Raw genomic sequence first — 18,121 nt, 5'->3', positions numbered from 1 at the left:
CAGATTTGATGTCCCGACTGTTCCACCGCAGGGGTGCGAGCGTCAATACCTGACGCTCCATCAGAGAATGCTGACGCCCGCCATCCAGCCGCCGTCGATCACGAACGGCTGGCCGGTGATGTACGAGGAGTCGTCGGCCGTCAGGAAGAGCGCCAGCTTGGCGATCTCCTCCGGCCGCCCCACCCGCCCCATCGGGACCACGCGCCGGTAGAGCTCGGCCATCGCGTCCTTGGCCTCGTCCGTCATGTTCGCCGGGTCCAGCAGCCCCGGGTTGGCCATCGGGGTGTCCACGGCGCCCGGGCACATCGCGTTGACCCGGATGCCCTTGCCCGCCAGCTCCAGCGCGGCCACCCGGGTCAGCCCGAGGATCGCCGCCTTGGTCGCCGCGTACGTGCCGACGTACGCCATGCCCGTCAGGCCCGTGTACGAGGAGGTGTTGACGATGGTGCCGCCGCCGGCCGCCTCGATCTCGGGGGCCACCGCCTTGATGCCGAGGAACGCGCCCACCTGGTTGACCTGGACCACCTGCTGGAACTCCTCCAGCGGGGTCGCGGTCAGCTCGTTGAAGCGCAGGATGCCCGCGTTGTTGACCAGGCCGTCGATCGGGCCGAAGGTCTCCTTCGCGGCGGCGACGGCGGCCGCCCAGTCCTCCTCCCGGCTCACGTCCATCCGTACGTACCGGGCCCGGTCCTCGCCGATGTCCTTGGCCACCGCCGCGCCCTGCTCGTCCAGCACGTCACCGAGGAGCACCCGCGCCCCCTCGGCGGCGAAGAGCCGGGCCTCCTGCTCGCCCTGCCCGCGCGCCGCGCCGGTGACGATGACGACGCGCCCGTCCAGCTTGCCCATGATCCGTCAGCCCCTAGTCGTTGAGGAGGGGGGCCACCTCGGCCCCGAAAGCGGTGATCTGGTCGACGAGTTCGGCGCGGTCGCGGCTGCGGAAGCGCACCTGGATCTGGTCCACGCCCAGCGCCCCGTACTCCCGGAGGGACTCGGCGAGCACCTCCGCCTTGCCGGTCAAGGCCCGGCGGCCGGTGTCCCAGCCGGGCTCGCCCACGTACAGCGCCTCGGTGATCGCGCCGAACTCGATGGGACCGGTGACCCCCGCCGCCTCGCGGAGCTCCTTGATCCGGGCGATCCGGCCCGGAAGCTTGTCGCGCGGGTCTCCCTGCGGGAGCCAGCCGTCCCCGCGGACCGCGGCGCGGCGTACGGCGGCGGGCGAGGAGCCGCCGACCCATACGGGGATCCGCTCCTGGGTGGGCCGGGGCAGCTGGCCGAGGTCCTTGAAGGAGAACAGCTCGCCCTCGAACTCCGGGTACTCCTCGGGCCCGAGCGCCGCCCGCAGCGCGTCCAGGGTCTCGTCGAGGACGACCCCGCGGCGCGCGAAGTCCACGCCGAGGACCTCGAACTCCTCCTGCACGTGCCCGGCCCCCACCCCGAGGATCAGCCGGCCTCCGGAGAGGTGGTCGAGGGTGGCGTACTGCTTGGCGCTGATCAGCGGGTGGCGCAGGCCCAGGATCGCCACATGACTCAGCAGCCGCACGTGCTCGGTGATGCCGGCGAGGAAGGACAGGGTCGCCACCGGGTCGTACCAGACGGTGCTCATCGGACCGGCGAGCCGCCGTGGGACGGCGACGTGGTCACAGGTGGCCACGTAGCCGAAGCCGGACCGGTCGGCGGCCCGCGCGATGCCGGCGAGATCGGCGGCGGTGGCCGACGCCTCCCAGGGCTCGGCGTAGATGGTGCTCTGCGACTGGACCGGGAGCTGCATCCCGTAGACCAGCCGACCTTGCGGAAATACGCGCGCCATGGCGGGCCCGCCTCGCCTTCGTCTGCCGATTCGTCATATCGGTGCGGGGCCATCGTCGTAGCTGACGGATCGTCAGACAAGAGGTGCGACACACCCCGGGTCGAACCGGAGATCCCTCACCCCGTTCCCCTCCCCCGCTCCGCTCGCCTAGGGTTCGCGCGTGGATCTGATACTCACGCTGGTCAGCGGGATCGCCTGGACGGTCGTGTACGTGGAAGCGATCCGCGTCGGGCTGCGCGACCGGACGTACGCGATGCCCGTCGCCGCGCTCGCGCTCAACTTCGCCTGGGAGACGATCTACGCGGCCCGCGACATCACGGTCGGGATCTCCGCGCAGGGCGTGATCAACGTGGTGTGGGCGGTGGCCGACGTGGTGATCGTCTACACCTACCTGCGCTTCGGCCGGGCCGAGCTGCCGGACTTCGTGACCCGGCCGCTCTTCGCCACCTGGTCGGTCCTGCTGTTCGGTACGGGATTCGCCGTGCAGTGGCTGTTCCTGGCGCACTTCGGGGCGCACGACGCGAGCAGGTACTCGGCGTTCCTGCAGAACCTGCTGATGTCCGGCCTGTTCGTCGCGCTCTACGCCTCCCGGCAGGGGCCGCTCGGGCAGTCGCTGACCATCGCCGTGGCCAAATGGCTGGGGACGCTCGCGCCGACCCTGACGTTCGGGGTGCTGGAGGACGCGCCGTTCATCCTCGGTCTCGGAATCCTGTGCGGCGTCTTCGACCTCGCCTACATCGGACTGCTGCTGCGGCCCCGGTTCGCCCGCTTCAGAAGCCTGCCGGCCCCATCACGATGATCGGCTTCGCGGCCGGGTCGAGGGTCTCCAGGACCTTCTTCATGGCCGCCTTCGGGATGCCCACGCAGCCCTGGGAGGGGCCGTCGTGGTCCACGTGGAGCCAGATGTTGCCGCCCTTGTCCTCGCCGTCCGGCATGACCGGGTCGAGCGGTGAACGGCCCGGCCTACGGTTGAAGTCGATGGCGACGACGCAGTCGAAGGAACCCTCCAGGGATTCCCCGTTCACCCCGAGGCCGGTGGCGACGAAGCCGTTGTCCTCGTCGTACGGGAGCCGGGTCCCGGGCGGCTTCGGCAGCAGACCGCCCGCGTCGGTGAGCGCGTAGACGCCCATCGGCGAGGTCAGGTCTCCGTAGGTGCGTTCGACGGACCAGCCGTTGGCCCCGTTGCGGGCGGGCCAGCTCTCGGTCTTGACCCAGTCGGCGCCGGCCGCCGGGCGCGTGTAGAAGGCGGCCGTGGACTCCGAGGAGTCCATCGCCCGGCCGGTGACCAGGATCAGCTGACGGGACTCGGCCGGAATCCGGGCCCGGGTGCCCTCGCTGACACCGGCCAGGCCCTGCGGGGCGGTGGCCGGCGGTCCGGCATGCGGCGCCGCGGCGGCCGGCGGTCCGGCATGCGGGGCGGCCTGCTGCGCGGCCCGCAGGTCGCCACCCGCGACGTGCCCCTCCTTCTGCGGGCGGGCGTCCACGCGGGCCTGCGGCCGGGGACCGGCAGCCTCGTCCGGCTCCTGGGCCACGCAGACCCAACCGACCGTGAAGGTCGCCAGGCCGAGCACGGCGGCAAGAGCCACCCGAGGGGACCTACGGACCGCGGGCGGCTTGCCGGACGGACGGGAGCGGGCTCGGACGTGCTTGCTCATTCCTCCGACCGTACATCAGCGGGCCCCCGCAGCCCGGGTGGCTACGACGTGCGCGCCTCGTCGGACGACGGGAAGCGGACCCGGACCGTCAGCCCGCCCTCCGGAGCGGGATTGGCCCGCGCCACCAGCTCCGCCCCGTGCGCCCGCGCGATCGAGGCGACGATCGACAGCCCCAACCCGGCGCCCTCACCGGCGGTGTGCAGCCGTTCGGCCCGTCTACGGAACGGCTCCAGCAGCCCCGGCACGTCCGCCGGATCGATCACCGGACCGGTGTTCGACACCGTCAGTTCCCCCTCGGTGGACGTGGACACACTGATCCGGCCGTCCCCGCGGTTATGGCGTACCGCGTTGACCAGCAGGTTCCGCAGCAGGTGCCCCAGCAGGGTCCGGTCCCCCGACACGGTCGACGGTGCGAGGGTCCGTACGACGGTCAGCCCCTCGTGCGGACACGCCGCCAGCTCGGCCGCCGCGAGCTCCGCCAGGTCCACCGGGCCGGTGGACTCCAGCCCTTGCTCCGAGACGGCGAGCAGCAGCAGCGACTCGATGAGGTGCTCGCTGGAGTCGGCGACGCCGATCAGCTTGGCGCGGATCCGGGCCACCTTCTCCGGCGACGGGTCCCCCGCCAGGCCGATCTCGGCCGCCGCCCGCTGCACCGCCAACGGGGTGCGCAGTTCGTGCGCCGCGTTCGCCGCGAACCGCCGCTGCGCGGAGACCAACTGCTCCATCCTGCCCAGCATCGCGTCGAAGGTGTCGGCCAGCTGCTTGAGCTCGCCGGGCGGCGCGTCGAGGGAGATCCGCTCGTCCAGGTTCTCCCCGGACAACCGGCGCGCCGTCTCGGTGATCACGCCGACGGGGCGCAGCACCCGGCCGGACATCCACCAGGCGAGCCAGATCGACAGCACGGCGAACACGGCCAGCGCGAGGAGGGAGTACATGAGCAGCCGGTGCCGGGTGGCGTCGGTGACGGCGTCGGAGAGGTTCTGCGTGTACGCGTAGCGCTCCAGCTGCTCGAAGGTGGGGGTCTGCCCCGGGGGCAGTTTCCGCGCCGGCTCGCACGGGCACCCCGGGCTGACCTTCTCGCCGGGGACGACCCCGGGCGAGGGGACCGCGTACGCCGGGGAGACCGTGCGGACGGCCCCGCTGACACTCGCGTAGAGGCCCTGGCCGACGAGGACGTAGACCAGCGCCACCAGACCACCGCCTGCCAGGAGCAGCAGGGAGCCGTACAGGGCGGTGAGGCGGCCGCGCTCGGTGCGCAGCAGCCGCCACGCGGGGAGGCCCCTCACCGGGCCGCGATCCGGTAGCCCGCGCCCGGCACGGTCTCGATCAGCGGCGGCTCGCCCAGCTTGGCGCGGAGCTTGCTGAGGGTGACGCGGACGGCGTTGGTGGAATAGCTGGTGTCCTGCTCCCACACCTGCTCGATCAGGTCGTCGTTGCTGACGACGGCCCCCTCGGCGCGCAGCAGCGCCTCCAGCACCGCGAACTCCTTGCGGGACAGCGCGAGCCGGTGCCCGTCGCGGGTGGCGCTGCGCCGGGCGGTGTCCACGGCGACCCCGGCACGCTCCAGTACGGGTGGCAGGGCGGGGCGGGCCCGCCGGCCCAGGGCCAGGACGCGGGCGAGCAGCTCGTCGTAGGCGAAGGGCTTGGTGAGGTAGTCGTCGGCGCCGAGACCGAGGCCTTCGACCCGGTCCCGTACGGTCCCGGAGGCGGTCAGCATCAGGACGCGGGTCAGCAGTCGCTCGCGCACGACCTGCCGGCAGACCTCGTCGCCGTGCAGGCCGGGCAGGTCGCGGTCCAGGACGAGGACGTCGTACTCGCCCAGGCGCAGGCGCCGCAGGGCTTCCGGGCCGTCGCTCGCCTCGTCGACGGCGAGCGCGTCGCGGCGCAGCCCCTCGGCGATCATCTCCCGGAGGAATTCCTCGTCCTCCACCACCAGTACGCGCATGGCCTCCTCTTTACCGGAGATCGGCATTTCGCCGTTGTAAGCAGGGTGCGAGAGGGAAGCGAAAGGCCCTTTCACCGCAGGCTCGGGCCCATGAAGCGATCCCTGATCATGACCACGGCCGCGGTCGTCACCGGGCTGACCCTGTTCGCCACCGCCTGCGCGAACGACTCGTCGGCGGGGAAGAAGGAGTCCTCCTCAGGCGCCGACGGCGGCTCCGGGACGGTGGCCGACAACGCGGTGAAGATGCGCCAGTGCCTGCGCGAGAACGGTATGGACGTGCCGGACCCCGAGCCCGGCCAGGACCCGCGCGGGATGACGATCGGCGGGGACGCCGACCCGCGGAAGATGCAGGAGGCCATGAAGAAGTGCGGGATGAGCACGGGCACCGGCGCCGGCAAGGAGCCCACGCAGGAGGAGAAGGACAAGGAGCTGGAGTGGATCCGGTGCATGCGCGAGAACGGTGTCGCCCTGAAGGACCCTGAGTACCACGAGGGCGGTATGAAGAGCGCCACCGAGATCCCGAAGGGTCAGGAGAAGGCCTTCGAGGAGGCCCAGAAGAAGTGCGACACCGGCCGATGAGGAAGCGGGCCAAGTGGCTGCTGGCCTCGCTGGCCGCCGTACTGGCCGTATCGGGCGGCGGCTGGGCCGTCATGGACCGGCCGCACCGGGACGCCGACGAGCGGGAGCGGCACGCGGCCGGCGGACTGCCGCCGGCCACGGCGCCGGTCGAGCGCGGCGACCTCAGCTCCGGTCTCCAGGTGGAGGGCACCCTCGGCTACGCGCGGGAGCGCAAGCTGAACGCGGCCGGGCCGGGCGTGCTGACGTGGACCGCGGGCGAGGGCTCGGCGGTGGAACGGGACGGGAAGCTGTACGAGGTCAACGGCCGGGCGGTGCGGCTCATGTACGGGTCCACGCCGATGTACCGGCCGCTGAAGACCGGCGACAAGGGCGAGGACGTCAGGCAGCTCAAGCGCAATCTCCAAGCCCTTGGCCACGGGACCGGACTCGACCCGGAGGACGGCACTTTCACGGCGGGTACGGCCACGGCGGTCAAGCGGTGGCAGAAGGCGCACAAGGCCGCGGAGACGGGCGAGGTCGGCAAGGAGGACGTCGCCTTCGCGTCCGGTCCGCAGCGGGTGCGGGCGGGCGATGCGGCGGTCGGTGACGAACTGGCCCCGGGCAAGCCGGTGCTGACGGTGACGGGCACCGAGCGGATCGTCCGCTTCCGGCTGGACACGGCGAAGGCGGGCGCGGCGAAGCCGGGCGACCCGGTGACCGTACGGCTGCCGGGCGGCGGCAGCGCCACCGGGAAGATCGACTCGGTGGGCGGGGCCGGGCAGCCCGACGACGGGAACGGCGGCGGCGCGGGCGGCGGCGGCAACGGCGGCGGTGCCGGCGGCGACAAGAAGGCCCAGGTCGAGGTGGTCGTCGCCTTCGACAAGCCCGCCGAGGTGAACGCCCCGGACCAGTCCCCGGTGACCGTCGGCCTGACCGGGGAGACCCGCAAGGGCGTGCTCTCCGTCCCGGTCAACGCACTGCTCGCGCTCGCGGGCGGCGGCTTCGGCGTGCAGGTCGTGCAGGACGGCCGGGCCCGCGAGGTGCCGGTCGAGCTCGGCATGTTCGGCAACGGACGGGTCGAGGTGACCGGCGCCGCCCTCACGGAGGGCATGCAGGTGGGGATACCGAAACTGTGACGGCCACGACGAGGACACATCCGATGCCGGATCCGACGGCGCGTCCGTACCCGGTCGTGGAGCTGACCGGGGTCACCAAGGAGTACCCGGGCGGGGTCGCGGCCCTGCGCGGTGTCGACCTGACCGTCGCCACCGGCGAACTCCTCGCCATCGTCGGCCCGTCGGGCTCCGGAAAATCCACCCTGCTGCACATCGTCGGCACCCTGGACCGCCCGACGGCGGGCCGCGTACGGATCGCCGGCCACGACATCGCTGCCCTCCCCGACCGCGCACTGTCGGCCTTGCGCTCCCGGCACGTCGGCTTCGTCTTCCAGTCCTTCCACCTGGTACCGGGCATCAGCGCCCGCGCGAACGTCGCCGAGGGCCTGCTCTACAGCGGCCTCCCGCGGGCCGAACGGCTGCGCCGGGCGGCGCAGGCCCTGGACCGGGTGGGCCTCGGCGACCGGATGGACCACCGGCCGCACGAGCTGTCCGGCGGGCAGAAGCAGCGCGTGGCGATCGCCCGGGCGGTGGCGGGTTCGCCGGACCTGCTGCTGGCCGACGAGCCGACGGGCGCGCTGGACACGGCGTCCGGGGAATCGGTGATGGAGCTGCTGCGCGAGCTGAACCGCGACGGGGCCACCATCGCGGTGATCACCCACGACCAGGAGATCGCGGCGAGCCTGCCGCGGCAGGTACGGATCCGCGACGGGGAGATCGTCGCCGACCTGCGGGAGCACGCGGGGGTGACGTCATGAGCCGCGCGAGGCCTCGTCAGGGGGAACGGGCCGCCCGTACGGGGACGCGCGCCCGGCGGTTGAAGCCGCCGAGGCTGTCCCCGCGGGACGTCCTGCACGTCGGGTCGGCGGGGCTGCGCTCACGCCCGATGCGGGTGTTCCTGTCCGCGCTCGGCATCGCCATCGGCATCGCGACGATGATCGCGGTGGTCGGGATCTCCTCCTCCAGCCAGGCCGAGCTGCTGCGGGAACTCGACAAGCTCGGCACCGACATGCTGGTCGTGAAGCCGGGCGAGGGGATGTTCACCGGGCAGGACACCAAGCTGCCCAAGGACGCCCCCGGCATGATCTCCCGGATCGCGGGGGTCGAGTCGGTCGGCACCACCGGTGACGTGCCCGAGTCCGTACGCCGGTCGGAGAACATCCCGAAGGGGGAGACCGGCGGGATCGTGCTCAAGGCCGCCAAGGACGACCTGCTCGGCACGCTGCGCGCGCGGACGGCGAGCGGCACCTGGCTCAACGCGGCCACCGGACGCTACCCCTCGGTGGTGCTCGGGCACGTCTCCGCGCGCCGGCTCGGCATCACCGAACCGGGTCAGCAGGTCTTCATCGGCGGCCGGTACTTCACGGTGACCGGCATCCTGGAACCGGTCCCGCTGGCCCCGGAGATCGAGCGCTCCGCGCTGATCGGCTGGGACGCGGCCGAGCAGCTGCTGGGCTTCGCCGGGCACCCGACGGCCGTGTACGAGCGGTCGGCGGACGACCGGGTGGCGGCGGTCCGCGCGCTCATCCCGCGGACGGCCAACCCGCAGACCCCGAGCGCGGTGCAGGTCACCGACCCCTCGGCGGCGCTCAAGGCGAAGGCCGCCACGGAGGGCGCGTTCAGCACGCTGCTGCTGGGGCTGGGCGGGATCGCGCTGTTGGTGGGCGGGGTCGGCGTCGCCAACACCATGATCATCTCGGTGTTGGAGCGGCGCCACGAGATCGGCCTGCGGCGGTCCCTGGGCGGTACGAAGGGCCAGATCCGGATCCAGTTCGTGACGGAGTCCCTGCTGCTGTCCGGGCTCGGCGGCCTGGCGGGCATCGCCCTGGGCGGCGCGGCCACGGCGGTGTACGCCCGGGCCGGCGACCTGCCCTGGGTGGTCCCGCTCTGGGCGGTGACCGGCGGATTCACCGCCACCCTGGCGATCGGCACCCTGGCCGGGCTCTACCCGGCGGTGCGCGCGGCCCGGCTGTCACCGACGCTGGCGCTGGCGGCGGCGTAGCGGATCGGGGCGGGCGGTCGGTCGCGGGGGACGGGGGTCGGTTCCGGGGGACGGGGCGGGCACACAGCCGTAAAAGGCCAGGTGCACGCCCATCCCCCGGAAGCGATCACCGGCGTACATTGAATCGATGATGCGAACTCCACGTCACGCAGCGCGCGTTGTCATCCTGTCCCCCACCGGGTCCGTGTTCCTCTTCCGGGAGAACAACGTGGAGGTGGGCATCCACTGGCTGCCGCCGGGTGGCGGCATCGATCCCGGCGAGAGTCCCGAGGACTGCGTGCGTCGCGAACTGCGCGAGGAGACCGGGTGGACCGACCTGGAGCCCGAACGGCTGCTCTGCACCTGGGAGCACGACTTCACGCACCAGGGGATCCCGGTCCGCCAGCACGAGCACATCTTCGTCACCAGGGGCCCGCACCGCGAGCCGGTCCTGGAAGCTCCGGACATCCACTGGCAGTGGCTCTCCCCGCGCCGCCTGGCCACCCTGGGCGAACCCCTGTGGCCCCCACGCCTGCCGGACCTCCTGGCGAACGCCCAGGCCGAACCGGTCCACCTGGGCCTGCTGGCCTGAGCGTCCGGCCGACCGGCCGACCGGCGACCGGAAGAGGGCGCGTCTTCCGGCGGTAGCGCCGGCCGCTCCCCTGCCACGACCGCTCCCCGGTCGGGCCCGCGTGGCCGCGGGCCCGGCTTGATCCGAAAGACACGATCTAGCCCGATGGGATGTCCTTCGGGCGCATCCCGTTGCCCGTGGGCGGACACGGGGAAGGACTCACGCACATTCTCTGATCATCATCCAGTCCGATCAATGGGAGAAGTGCTCGTGACTCGTTCGTCGAGGATGGCCACCGCCGCAACGATTCTCTCCGTGCTCCTCGCGACGAGCGCGGGCGTGAGCGCGGGTCCCGCCGCCGCCGACGACGACGGAGGCGGCGGGGTCGGAACCCCCGAGTCGACGCACATCGTCGTCACGGGGGACGACAACCACATCGGGGTCTCGGGACGGGACAGTCACGTCGGATCCGGCCAGATCTCGGGCAACGGGCACACGGTCGGCGGCCCCCAGGCGCCGCAAGCCACCGTCGCCTTCTTCGTGCGCAACGACAGCGACTACACCCTCCACCTCTCGAGCGTCACCGGGCTCGCCGGTGGCGTCGGCGGCCCCACGGACCTCCCCCCGCAGAGCTCCCCGACCGCGTTCCAGCAGTTCCCGCTGCCCTCCACGATCGGGGAGAGCAGCGCCCTGGCGACGTACACCGTCCGCCAGAACGGCACCGACGTCGGGACGTTGAAGATCGCGATGGTGTCGGCAATCTTCGGAGGGGTCACGGCGATGGGCTGCGACCCTCAGAACCCCGTGGTCACGTGCCCGGCACCGTCGAACGGTGTGACGAGCGTCAACGTCGTGAACTCGCCCTAAGCTCTCGGCGCCTTCGCGGTGGCCTTGGCGTAGAGCGAGGCCGCGTACTCGCCGAGGACGGTGCTGGTCGACACGTCGTCCGTGTCCCCGCCCGTGAGGATGCCGATGATCTTCCCGTCGCCGGCGATCCACGCGCTGCCGCTGGTGCCGCCGGGGAAGTCGGCGCAGTCGAAGCGCTGCTGGGTCGCGCTCTCGCGGACGGCGACCGCGGTGCAGGTACGGGGAATCCCCCGGTCGGCGGGGTAACCGGTGACGGTGACCCGCTCGCCCGCGCGGCCGCTGGTGTCGAGGACGGCCGCGCCGGTCACGTCCTCGATGGCGCGGCCCTTGGCGTCCGGGGCGAGGCGGGCGAAGGCGAGGTCGTAGTCGTCGTCCGTACCCTCGGCCCAGCGGTCGTCCTCGAAGACTTCCTCGATCTTCCATGTGCCGTACGGGGCGACGCCGTTGGCGTACGCGGGAGCGAAGACGGCCTTTCCGTCGCGCTGGTCCCCTTCGAGCAGGCAGTGCCCGGCGGTGATGATCATGTTTCGGCCGGGGCTGCTCACCACGGTGGCGGTGCAGAAGTGGTCACTGTTCAGGCCGTCGGTGAACAGGGCTCCGGTGAAGGCCGCGGGCCCACCGGGCTGCGGCGTGACAGCGGGCGGCAGGGTGACCCCGGGAGCGGCGGACAGTTGGGGCTTCGCCACGTGCGATCGCGACGACGGGCCCGTCGGGGACGCGCTCGGCGCGGCCTTCGCCTGTACCGGAGGAACCGCCTCCGGGGGCGGCGCAAGCTTGGCCACCGCGGCGGAGGCCCCCAGGGCCGCCACCGCGCACAGCACCGCCGTCACGACGGTCCGCTTGTCCACCGGCATGATCATCCTCCCGCTTTGCCCTGGCGAAGCATGCCCCGGCGGCAGGGGCGGGTGCAAGGCCGTCGACGGCTCCCGGCCGGCGCCTCACACGGTTTCGACCCGCAGGTCACACAGGAAACGCAGGCCCGGACGGCCGTCCAGATCCACCTCACCGGTGGTCACGAAGCCGGTACGGGCCAACACGGCGCGCGAGCCCGGGTTGTCGAGCGTGGTGACCGCCCGCAGCTCGGTCAGCCCGTACTCCGCGACCGCGAGCCCGCGGGCCTCCCGCACCGCGGCCGTGGCCACGCCCCGGCCCGTGACCCGCTCGGCGATCCGGTACCCGAGCTCGGCCGAACCGTCGGCCACGTCGACCAGGTTGACCCGCCCGACCACCTCACCGTCGTCACCCACCAGGACGTGGAAGAAGCACCCCCCGGTGGCCTGCTCGGCCATCAGCGCGGCGTGCCGTTCGTCGAAGTCGGCGAAGTACCGATCGCCTCGGTCCGGGACCGAAGCGGCGAAGTAGGCCCGGTTCTCCCGCTCGAAGGCGAGCAGGGCCGGTGCGTGATCGAAGCGCAGCAACTGGAGTCGGGGCACGGCCCGATGCTATGTCCTGGCGCCCCGTCAGCTCTGAGTACGCGCGCCGCCGACGGCTGCCCCGCGCAGCCTCCGCCAGGCCGCGATGCCGAGCGTGGTTCCGGGGGAAGCCTTGGTACGACGTGTCCGACGTATAGGTCGTCTGCCCGATCCCCGACCCCCTCCTCAGAACACAGGCTGGACCGGTGAGAGATCGAGGCATGGGGAAGGTCCTGCGGGACCGCAACGCACGGCTCTACCTGTCCGGGGTGGTGGTCTCCGGCTTCGGGACGACCGCGATGTGGCTGGTGGCCGGGGTCTGGGTGAAGTCACTGACCGGGTCGGACGCCCTCGCGGCACTGACCGTGTTCGCCCTGTGGGCTCCGGTCCTGGCCGGCCCGGCCCTGGGGGCGCTCGCCGACCGGCTGCCCCGGCGTCCGCTGCTGGTCGCCCTCGGCCTCGTGATGGCCGCGCTGCTGCCCGTACTGCTCCTGGTCGATTCGGCGGACCGGGTGTGGCTGCTGTTCGCGGTGCTGCTCGTGTACGGGACGTGCGGCACCGTGCACGGGGCGGCGGAGGCGGCCCTGGTGCCGCAGGCCGTCGGCCGACGGCTCCTGGGGGACTTCAACGGGCTGCGGCTGACGGCCGACGAGGGCATGAAACTCCTCGCCCCGTTGGTGGGCGCAGCGCTGTTCGCACGGTCCGGCGGGGCTTCCGTAGCCCTGCTCGACGCGGCCACCTTCGCCCTGGCGGCGGGGATCTTCGCCCTGCTGCGGGTGCGCGAGGAACCTCCGGAGCGGGAGCGGATCCGGGACGGGCCGGGGGGATTCGCGCGGATACCGGAGGGCCGGCGGCACCTACGTCAGGCACCCGCGCCCCGCGTCCTGGTGGCGGCAGGCGCCGCCGTGATGTTCCTGGCCGGGCTCAACGGCGCGGTGATCTACGCGGTCGCCGGGAACGTACTGGGGCACGCGCCCACCTACGTGGGGGTGCTGTACGCGGTGCAGGGCGCGGGTTCGGTCCTGAGCGGGCTGGTGGCGGGCCCGCTGCTGCGACGGGTGCCGGAGAGGGTGTTCGCGGCCGCCGGGGTGGCGCTGTTCGCCCTGGGCGCCGGGGTCCGGGCGCTGCCGTACGACGCGGTGGCCCTGGTGGGCAGCGCGGCCATCGGCGCCGGGCTGCCCTGTGTGCTGATCGCCGCGCGGACGGCGGTGCAGCGCGAGGTCCCGAACGAGGTGCTGGGCCGCGCCGCGGCCACGGCGAACACCCTGATCTTCGTACCGAACGCACTGGCCCTGGCGCTGGGGGCGGCTCTGGTGGCCTTCGTGGACGTGCGCGTGCTGCTCCCGGTGGTGACGGGTGCGGGGCTGGCCTTGGCACTGCTGCTGACGCGGGGCGCCGTAGGGGGTGGCCGGTGGAGGGGGCCGGCCACGCCCTACGACCGCGGGCTCACGCCCCCGGCCCCGCCCACAGGCCGTCGGCCGTGAGCCCGAGCAGGTCGATCGCGTTGCCGCGCACGATGCGGTCCACCACGTCAGGTGCCAGGTGGCCCATCTGGCTCTCGCCGACCTCGCGGGACTTGGGCCAGGTGGAGTCGGAGTGGGGGTAGTCCGTCTCGTAGAGGACGTTGGCGACGCCGATCGAGTCGAGGTTCTTCAGGCCGAAGGCGTCGTCGAAGAAGCAGCCGAAGACGTGTTCGGCGAACAGCTCCGCCGGCGGGCGCAGCACCTTGTCCGCGACGCCGCCCCAGCCCCGGTTCTCCTCCCAGACGACGTTCGCGCGCTCCAGGATGTACGGGATCCAGCCGATCTGGCCCTCCGCGTACATGATCTTCAGGTGGGGGAAGCGCTCGAACTTGCCGCTCATCAGCCAGTCGACCATCGAGAAGCAGCAGTTGGCGAAGGTGATGGTGGAGCCGACCGCCGGCGGCGCGTCGGCCGAGGTGGACGGCATGCGTGAGGAGGAGCCGATGTGCATGGCGATGACCGTGCCGGTCTCGTCGCACGCCTCCAGGAAGGGGTCCCAGTCGTCCGTGTGGATGGAGGGGAGGCCCAGGTGCGGAGGTATCTCGGAGAACGCGACCGCGCGCACCCCGCGCGCGGCGTTGCGGCGGACCTCGGCGGCGGCCAGGCGGGCGTCCCAGAGCGGGATCAGGGTGAGGGGGATGAGGCGGCCGTGGGCGTCCGGGCCGCACCACTCCTCCACCATCCAGTCGTTGTAGGCCCGTACGCCGAGGAGTCCCAGCTCACGGTCCTTGGCCTCGGTGAAGGTCTGGCCGCAGAAGCGGGGGAAGGTCGGGAAGCAGAGGGCCGACTGGACGTGGTTGACGTCCATGTCCGCGAGCCGGTCGGGAACCGAGAAGGACCCGGGGCGCATCTGCTCGTAGGTGATGACTTCCAGCTTGATCTCGTCGCGGTCGTACCCGACCGCTGTGTCGAGGCGGGTGAGCGGCCGGTGCAGGTCCTCGTACACCCACCAGTCGCCTATCGGTCCGTCGTCGCCCTCGGCCCCCATGACGGGGGCGAACTTGCCGCCGAGGAAGGTCATTTCCTTCAACGGGGCGCGGACGACGCGGGGGCCGATGTCGCGGTACTTGGACGGGAGCCTGTCCCGCCAGACGTGCGGGGGCTCCACCGTGTGGTCGTCCACCGAGATGATCTTCGGGAAGGTCTCCATGACCTATACGGTAGCGCTCATCTGACGAACCGTCAGCTATTTGGCCGGTGATCGGTCGGGTACGGGCTGACGTGTACGCGCGATACAGGGCAGACTGACCCTTACACCGACGGAAGGCAGGGGGACGACAGATGGACGGCGTACCGGCCATCCCGAGCCCGCGGAAACATCCCGAGGCCCGTACGGCTGCCGTCGTACCCGAAGTCGACCCGGGGACGACCCCCGTACGCGCGACCCGCGCACCCGCGGCCGGCGCCCCGACCGACTCCGCCGAGAACACCACCGCAGGCACCACCGCGAGCGCCGCCACCGGCACCACCGCGAGCGCCGCCACCCGCACCACCGCAAACTCCGCCACCGGCACCACCACCACCGCAGCCGGCCGTACCGCCGCGGCCACCGCCGACACCCCCACCCGCTCCAGCGCCCGCCCCAGCGCCGGCAACGGCACCCCCACGGGCGAGGACGCCGCGGCTCCGGCCGCAGCCGGACCCGGCGAGTCCCGGTTCGCCGTCCTCGGGCCCGTCCGCGCCTGGCGCGGCGCCGAGGTCCTGCCCTCCGGCACCCCCCAGCAGCGCGCCCTGCTCGCCGTACTCCTGCTCCGCGACGGCCGCACCGCCACCGCGCCCGAACTCATCGACGCCATCTGGGGCGAGGACCCGCCGCAGCAGGCCCTCGCCACCATCCGCACCTACGCCTCCCGCCTGCGCAAGGTCGTCGCGCCCGGCCTCCTCGTCACCGAGTCCGGCGGCTACGCCATCCGGCTGCGCTCCACCGCCACCCTCGACCTCGGCGTGGCCCGCAGCCTCGCCGCCGACGCCGAGGCCGCCCGGGCCGCGGGGGACCGCTCCCTCGCGCGTACGCTCCTGACCCGCGCCCTCGACCTCTGGGAGGGCGAGCCCCTCGCCGGCGTCCCCGGCCCGCACGCGGAGACCGAGCGCACCCGGCTCGCCGAATGGCGCCTGCAGCTGCTGGAGACCCGCCTCGACCTCGACCTGGAGGTCGGCCAGCACGCCGAAGCCGTCTCCGAGCTCACCGCCCTCACCGCCGCCCACCCGCTGCGCGAACGCCTGCGCGAGCTGCTGATGCTCGCCCTCTACCGCAGTGGCCGGCAGGCCGAGGCCCTCGCCGTCTACGCCGACACCCGCCGCCTCCTCGCCGACGAACTCGGGGTCGACCCGCGCCCCGAACTGGCAGCGCTCCAGCAGCGCATCCTGAACGCCGACGCCGATCTCGCCCGCGCGGAGGACCCGGCCCCGGCCGCCGCGACCGTCCATGTGAGGCCCGCCCAATTGCCTGCGACCGTCCCCGACTTCACCGGCCGCGCCAGCTTCGTCGACGAGCTCGGCGCCATCCTGTCCGGCGGAGCCCTGGACCAGGTGATGGCCGTCTCCGCGCTCGCCGGCATCGGCGGCGTCGGCAAGACCACCCTCGCCGTGCACGTGGCCCACGCGGCCCGCCCGCACTTCCCCGACGGCCAGCTCTACGTCGACCTCCAGGGCACCGAGGCCCGCCCCGCCGAACCGGAGGCCGTCCTCGGTTCGTTCCTGCGCGCCCTCGGCACCCCCGACACGGCCATCCCCGACTCCCCCGCCGACCGGGCCGCGCTCTACCGCTCCATCCTCGACGGCCGCCGCGTCCTGGTCCTCCTCGACAATGCCCGCGACGCCGCCCAGGTCCGCCCGCTGCTGCCGGGCACCGCCGGCTGCGCCGCCCTCGTCACCAGCCGGGTCCGCATGGCGGGCCTCGCCGGGGCCCATCTCGTCGACCTCGACGTGATGAGTCCCGAGGAGGCACTCCAGCTCTTCACCCGGATCGTCGGGGAGGAGCGGGTACGCGCCGAACGCCAGGCCGCCCTCGACGTCGTCGGCGCCTGCGGCTTCCTGCCGCTCGCCATCCGCATCGCCGCCTCCCGGCTCGCCGCCCGCCGTACCTGGACCGTCTCCGTCCTGGCCGCCAAGCTCGCCGACGAGCGCCGCCGCCTCGACGAGCTCCAGGCCGGCGACCTCGCCGTCAAGGCCACCTTCGAGCTCGGCTACGGCCAGCTGGAACCCGCCCAGCAGCGCGCCTTCCGCCTCCTCGGCCTCGCCGACGGCCCCGACATCTCGCTCTCGGCCGCGGCCGCCGTGCTCGACCTGCCCGAGTACGACACCGAGGACCTCCTCGAAGCCTTGGTCGACTGCTCCCTGCTCGAATCCGCCGCTCCCGGCCGCTACCGCTTCCACGACCTCGTACGGCTCTACGCGCGTGCCTGCGCCGAGCGCGACGAGCAGCCGCCGAGCGGGTGCGAGGCGGCCCTGGACCGGCTGCTGGACTTCTACCTGGCCACCGCCTCCGGCGTCTACGCCCTGGAACGCCCCGGCGACCGGCTGCCCGCGCACCTGTCCGACACCCACTACCCCGGGCTGGTCTTCGCCGAGCCGCGGACCGCCCTGGACTGGCTGTACGCCGAGGCCGACCCGCTGCTGGCCTGCGTCCGACAGGCCGCCGTACGCGGCGGCGAGTCGCTGGTCCTGCGCCGGGCCGTGGACCTGCTGTGGGCGGCGAAGGACCTCGCCGAGTCCGGGGCCAACTCCCGGCAGTACGAGTCGGCCGCCGTCGCCCTGCGCGACGCGGGCCAGGCCGCGAAGGACCCGTACGCGGAGGGCCGCGCCCGCACCACCCTCACCAACGTCCACCTGGTCGCGGGCCGCTTCGCCGAGGCCGACGACGAGGCCGCCCGGGCCACCGTGCTCGCGCGCGAGGCCGGTGACCCGCTGCCCATGTGCTGGGCGCCCAACGACCGCGGGATCATCGCCCTCTACGAGGGCCGGCACGCGGACGGCGAGCGCTACCTGCTGGAGGCCATCGAGTGCTTCCGCGCCGACGGCAACAACGTCGGCGAGGCCAGCGCCCTGTGCAACCTCTCCCGCATCCACGTGGAACTGGGCCGCCTGCCCAGCGCCATAGACCTGGCCCAGCAGGGCATCGCCATCTACGACCGGATGGGCCTGAGCCTGCGCCTGGCCAACGGCCGTTACGCCCTCGGCATCGCCCTCACCCAGGCGGGCCGGCTCGGCGAGGCCCTGGCGCAGCTCGCCGAGGCGCTGTCGCTGTTCCACGAGAACCGCCAGCCGCTGTGGGAGGGCGTGACGCACTTCCGGCTCGCCGAGGCCCACCTGGCGGCGCGCCGGCCCACCCTGGCCGCCTCGCACGCCGAGCAGGCCATCGCGCTGCGCGGGATCGGCGGGGAGTGGCGCCGGGCGACGGTCCTGACCGTACTCGGGAAGGCGCTGCGGCGGCTGGGACAGCGGGACCGCGCGCGGGCGTGCTGGCGGGACGCGGAGACCGTGTTCACGCAGCTGCGGTCGGCCGAACTGGGCGAAGTGCAGGCCTTGTTGGCCTCGGAGATCGCTGCCTGATCCGCGCGCGGCTCCGGTTGAACGCGGCGTTCATCGTTCGTTTATCGCGGTCCGACAGGATAAGTGCATCGACCCGGTGCCTCGGGGGAGCATCCGGGCCGGTTGGAGGACTACCCGTTCGGCGGTCATCGGGGGA

Annotated in this window: 17 protein-coding genes; 9 read left to right on the top strand and 8 right to left on the bottom strand. The window is 73.0% G+C overall.

Annotated elements, in window-relative coordinates:
- Window positions 1-60: 60 nt before the first annotated feature.
- Window positions 61-846, bottom strand: a complete 786-nt coding sequence (locus ACGFYY_RS35900; RefSeq protein WP_393716002.1) for an SDR family NAD(P)-dependent oxidoreductase — start codon at window positions 844-846, stop codon at window positions 61-63.
- Window positions 847-859: 13 nt separating this feature from the next.
- A complete protein-coding gene (locus ACGFYY_RS35895; RefSeq protein ID WP_393716000.1) occupies window positions 860-1,807 on the bottom strand; it encodes a TIGR03619 family F420-dependent LLM class oxidoreductase in 948 nt (315 codons plus the stop codon).
- Window positions 1,808-1,967: 160 nt separating this feature from the next.
- Between ACGFYY_RS35895 and ACGFYY_RS35890 the strand changes: the two genes are divergently transcribed.
- Window positions 1,968-2,606 carry a hypothetical protein gene (locus ACGFYY_RS35890; protein WP_393715998.1) on the top strand — a complete coding sequence of 213 codons (639 nt, stop codon included), beginning with the start codon at window positions 1,968-1,970 and terminating at the stop codon, window positions 2,604-2,606.
- On the opposite strand, the gene ACGFYY_RS35885 is transcribed toward ACGFYY_RS35890, so the two are convergent.
- The 3 genes from ACGFYY_RS35885 to ACGFYY_RS35875 are packed head-to-tail and all read right to left on the bottom strand — an operon-like array spanning window position 2,578 to window position 5,407.
- Window positions 2,578-3,462 (bottom strand): hypothetical protein, encoded by an 885-nt coding sequence (locus ACGFYY_RS35885; RefSeq protein ID WP_393715996.1) that lies wholly within the window; start codon window positions 3,460-3,462, stop codon window positions 2,578-2,580. The genes ACGFYY_RS35890 and ACGFYY_RS35885 overlap by 29 nt on opposite strands.
- Before the next feature lie 41 nt (window positions 3,463-3,503).
- Entirely contained in the window at window positions 3,504-4,748 is a 1,245-nt protein-coding gene (locus tag ACGFYY_RS35880) for an ATP-binding protein (protein ID WP_393715994.1), read from the bottom strand.
- Window positions 4,745-5,407: a response regulator transcription factor gene (locus tag ACGFYY_RS35875; RefSeq protein WP_301370197.1), complete on the bottom strand. Its 663-nt coding sequence runs from the start codon at window positions 5,405-5,407 to the stop codon at window positions 4,745-4,747. The genes ACGFYY_RS35880 and ACGFYY_RS35875 overlap by 4 nt, the downstream gene beginning before the upstream one ends.
- Before the next feature lie 90 nt (window positions 5,408-5,497).
- Here ACGFYY_RS35875 and ACGFYY_RS35870 point away from each other — a divergent pair, with 90 nt between their 5' ends.
- The 6 genes from ACGFYY_RS35870 to ACGFYY_RS35845 all read left to right on the top strand — a co-directional run bounded on the left by ACGFYY_RS35870 (window position 5,498) and on the right by ACGFYY_RS35845 (window position 10,499).
- A complete protein-coding gene (locus ACGFYY_RS35870) occupies window positions 5,498-5,986 on the top strand; it encodes a hypothetical protein (protein ID WP_393715992.1) in 489 nt (162 codons plus the stop codon).
- Window positions 5,983-7,101, top strand: coding sequence for a peptidoglycan-binding protein (locus ACGFYY_RS35865; RefSeq protein WP_393715989.1), 1,119 nt, complete (start codon window positions 5,983-5,985; stop codon window positions 7,099-7,101). Before ACGFYY_RS35870 ends, ACGFYY_RS35865 begins: the two co-directional genes overlap by 4 nt.
- A gap of 23 nt (window positions 7,102-7,124) precedes the next feature.
- The gene (locus tag ACGFYY_RS35860) at window positions 7,125-7,838 is read left to right on the top strand and encodes an ABC transporter ATP-binding protein (RefSeq protein ID WP_393715987.1); all 714 of its coding nucleotides are present in this window, start codon (window positions 7,125-7,127) and stop codon (window positions 7,836-7,838) included.
- Entirely contained in the window at window positions 7,835-9,082 is a 1,248-nt protein-coding gene (locus ACGFYY_RS35855) for an ABC transporter permease (protein WP_393715985.1), read from the top strand. The genes ACGFYY_RS35860 and ACGFYY_RS35855 overlap by 4 nt, the downstream gene beginning before the upstream one ends.
- Window positions 9,083-9,209: 127 nt before the next feature.
- On the top strand, window positions 9,210-9,653 hold the full coding sequence (locus ACGFYY_RS35850) for an NUDIX hydrolase (RefSeq protein ID WP_393715983.1): 444 nt from the start codon (window positions 9,210-9,212) through the stop codon (window positions 9,651-9,653).
- A gap of 294 nt (window positions 9,654-9,947) precedes the next feature.
- Window positions 9,948-10,499: a hypothetical protein gene (locus ACGFYY_RS35845; protein WP_393715981.1), complete on the top strand. Its 552-nt coding sequence runs from the start codon at window positions 9,948-9,950 to the stop codon at window positions 10,497-10,499.
- Here the strand turns inward: ACGFYY_RS35845 and ACGFYY_RS35840 are convergent.
- On the bottom strand, window positions 10,496-11,353 hold the full coding sequence (locus ACGFYY_RS35840; RefSeq protein ID WP_393715979.1) for a trypsin-like serine peptidase: 858 nt from the start codon (window positions 11,351-11,353) through the stop codon (window positions 10,496-10,498). The two genes, ACGFYY_RS35845 and ACGFYY_RS35840, sit on opposite strands and share 4 nt — an antisense overlap.
- A gap of 84 nt (window positions 11,354-11,437) precedes the next feature.
- On the bottom strand, window positions 11,438-11,932 hold the full coding sequence (locus ACGFYY_RS35835) for a GNAT family N-acetyltransferase (RefSeq protein ID WP_393715976.1): 495 nt from the start codon (window positions 11,930-11,932) through the stop codon (window positions 11,438-11,440).
- A gap of 200 nt (window positions 11,933-12,132) precedes the next feature.
- Here ACGFYY_RS35835 and ACGFYY_RS35830 point away from each other — a divergent pair, with 200 nt between their 5' ends.
- Window positions 12,133-13,395, top strand: coding sequence for an MFS transporter (locus ACGFYY_RS35830; RefSeq protein WP_365273094.1), 1,263 nt, complete (start codon window positions 12,133-12,135; stop codon window positions 13,393-13,395).
- Here the strand turns inward: ACGFYY_RS35830 and ACGFYY_RS35825 are convergent.
- Window positions 13,358-14,584 carry an amidohydrolase family protein gene (locus tag ACGFYY_RS35825; RefSeq protein WP_393715974.1) on the bottom strand — a complete coding sequence of 409 codons (1,227 nt, stop codon included), beginning with the start codon at window positions 14,582-14,584 and terminating at the stop codon, window positions 13,358-13,360. The genes ACGFYY_RS35830 and ACGFYY_RS35825 overlap by 38 nt on opposite strands.
- A gap of 131 nt (window positions 14,585-14,715) precedes the next feature.
- On the opposite strand from ACGFYY_RS35825, the gene ACGFYY_RS35820 reads away from it, so the two are divergent.
- Window positions 14,716-17,985, top strand: a complete 3,270-nt coding sequence (locus ACGFYY_RS35820; protein ID WP_393715972.1) for a BTAD domain-containing putative transcriptional regulator — start codon at window positions 14,716-14,718, stop codon at window positions 17,983-17,985.
- Window positions 17,986-18,121 lie beyond the last annotated feature (136 nt).

The organism is Streptomyces sp. NPDC048331 (assembly GCF_043201215.1).
Lineage (GTDB): Bacteria > Actinomycetota > Actinomycetes > Streptomycetales > Streptomycetaceae > Streptomyces.
The sequence above is the reverse complement of the archived record's forward strand: the minus strand, read 5'-3'. Positions and strand labels throughout refer to the sequence as shown.

Excerpts from the sequence above, each read along its gene's own strand:
- ACGFYY_RS35900 (WP_393716002.1), bottom strand. The coding sequence starts at position 846 with ATGGGCAAGCTGGACGGGCGCGTCGTCATCGTCACCGGCGCGGCGCGC.
- ACGFYY_RS35895 (WP_393716000.1), bottom strand. The coding sequence starts at position 1,807 with ATGGCGCGCGTATTTCCGCAAGGTCGGCTGGTCTACGGGATGCAGCTC.
- ACGFYY_RS35885 (WP_393715996.1), bottom strand. The coding sequence starts at position 3,462 with ATGAGCAAGCACGTCCGAGCCCGCTCCCGTCCGTCCGGCAAGCCGCCC.
- ACGFYY_RS35875 (WP_301370197.1), bottom strand. The coding sequence starts at position 5,407 with ATGCGCGTACTGGTGGTGGAGGACGAGGAATTCCTCCGGGAGATGATC.
- ACGFYY_RS35870 (WP_393715992.1), top strand. The coding sequence starts at position 5,498 with ATGAAGCGATCCCTGATCATGACCACGGCCGCGGTCGTCACCGGGCTG.
- ACGFYY_RS35865 (WP_393715989.1), top strand. The coding sequence starts at position 5,983 with ATGAGGAAGCGGGCCAAGTGGCTGCTGGCCTCGCTGGCCGCCGTACTG.
- ACGFYY_RS35860 (WP_393715987.1), top strand. The coding sequence starts at position 7,125 with ATGCCGGATCCGACGGCGCGTCCGTACCCGGTCGTGGAGCTGACCGGG.
- ACGFYY_RS35855 (WP_393715985.1), top strand. The coding sequence starts at position 7,835 with ATGAGCCGCGCGAGGCCTCGTCAGGGGGAACGGGCCGCCCGTACGGGG.
- ACGFYY_RS35850 (WP_393715983.1), top strand. The coding sequence starts at position 9,210 with ATGATGCGAACTCCACGTCACGCAGCGCGCGTTGTCATCCTGTCCCCC.
- ACGFYY_RS35840 (WP_393715979.1), bottom strand. The coding sequence starts at position 11,353 with ATGCCGGTGGACAAGCGGACCGTCGTGACGGCGGTGCTGTGCGCGGTG.
- ACGFYY_RS35830 (WP_365273094.1), top strand. The coding sequence starts at position 12,133 with ATGGGGAAGGTCCTGCGGGACCGCAACGCACGGCTCTACCTGTCCGGG.
- ACGFYY_RS35825 (WP_393715974.1), bottom strand. The coding sequence starts at position 14,584 with ATGGAGACCTTCCCGAAGATCATCTCGGTGGACGACCACACGGTGGAG.
- ACGFYY_RS35820 (WP_393715972.1), top strand. The coding sequence starts at position 14,716 with ATGGACGGCGTACCGGCCATCCCGAGCCCGCGGAAACATCCCGAGGCC.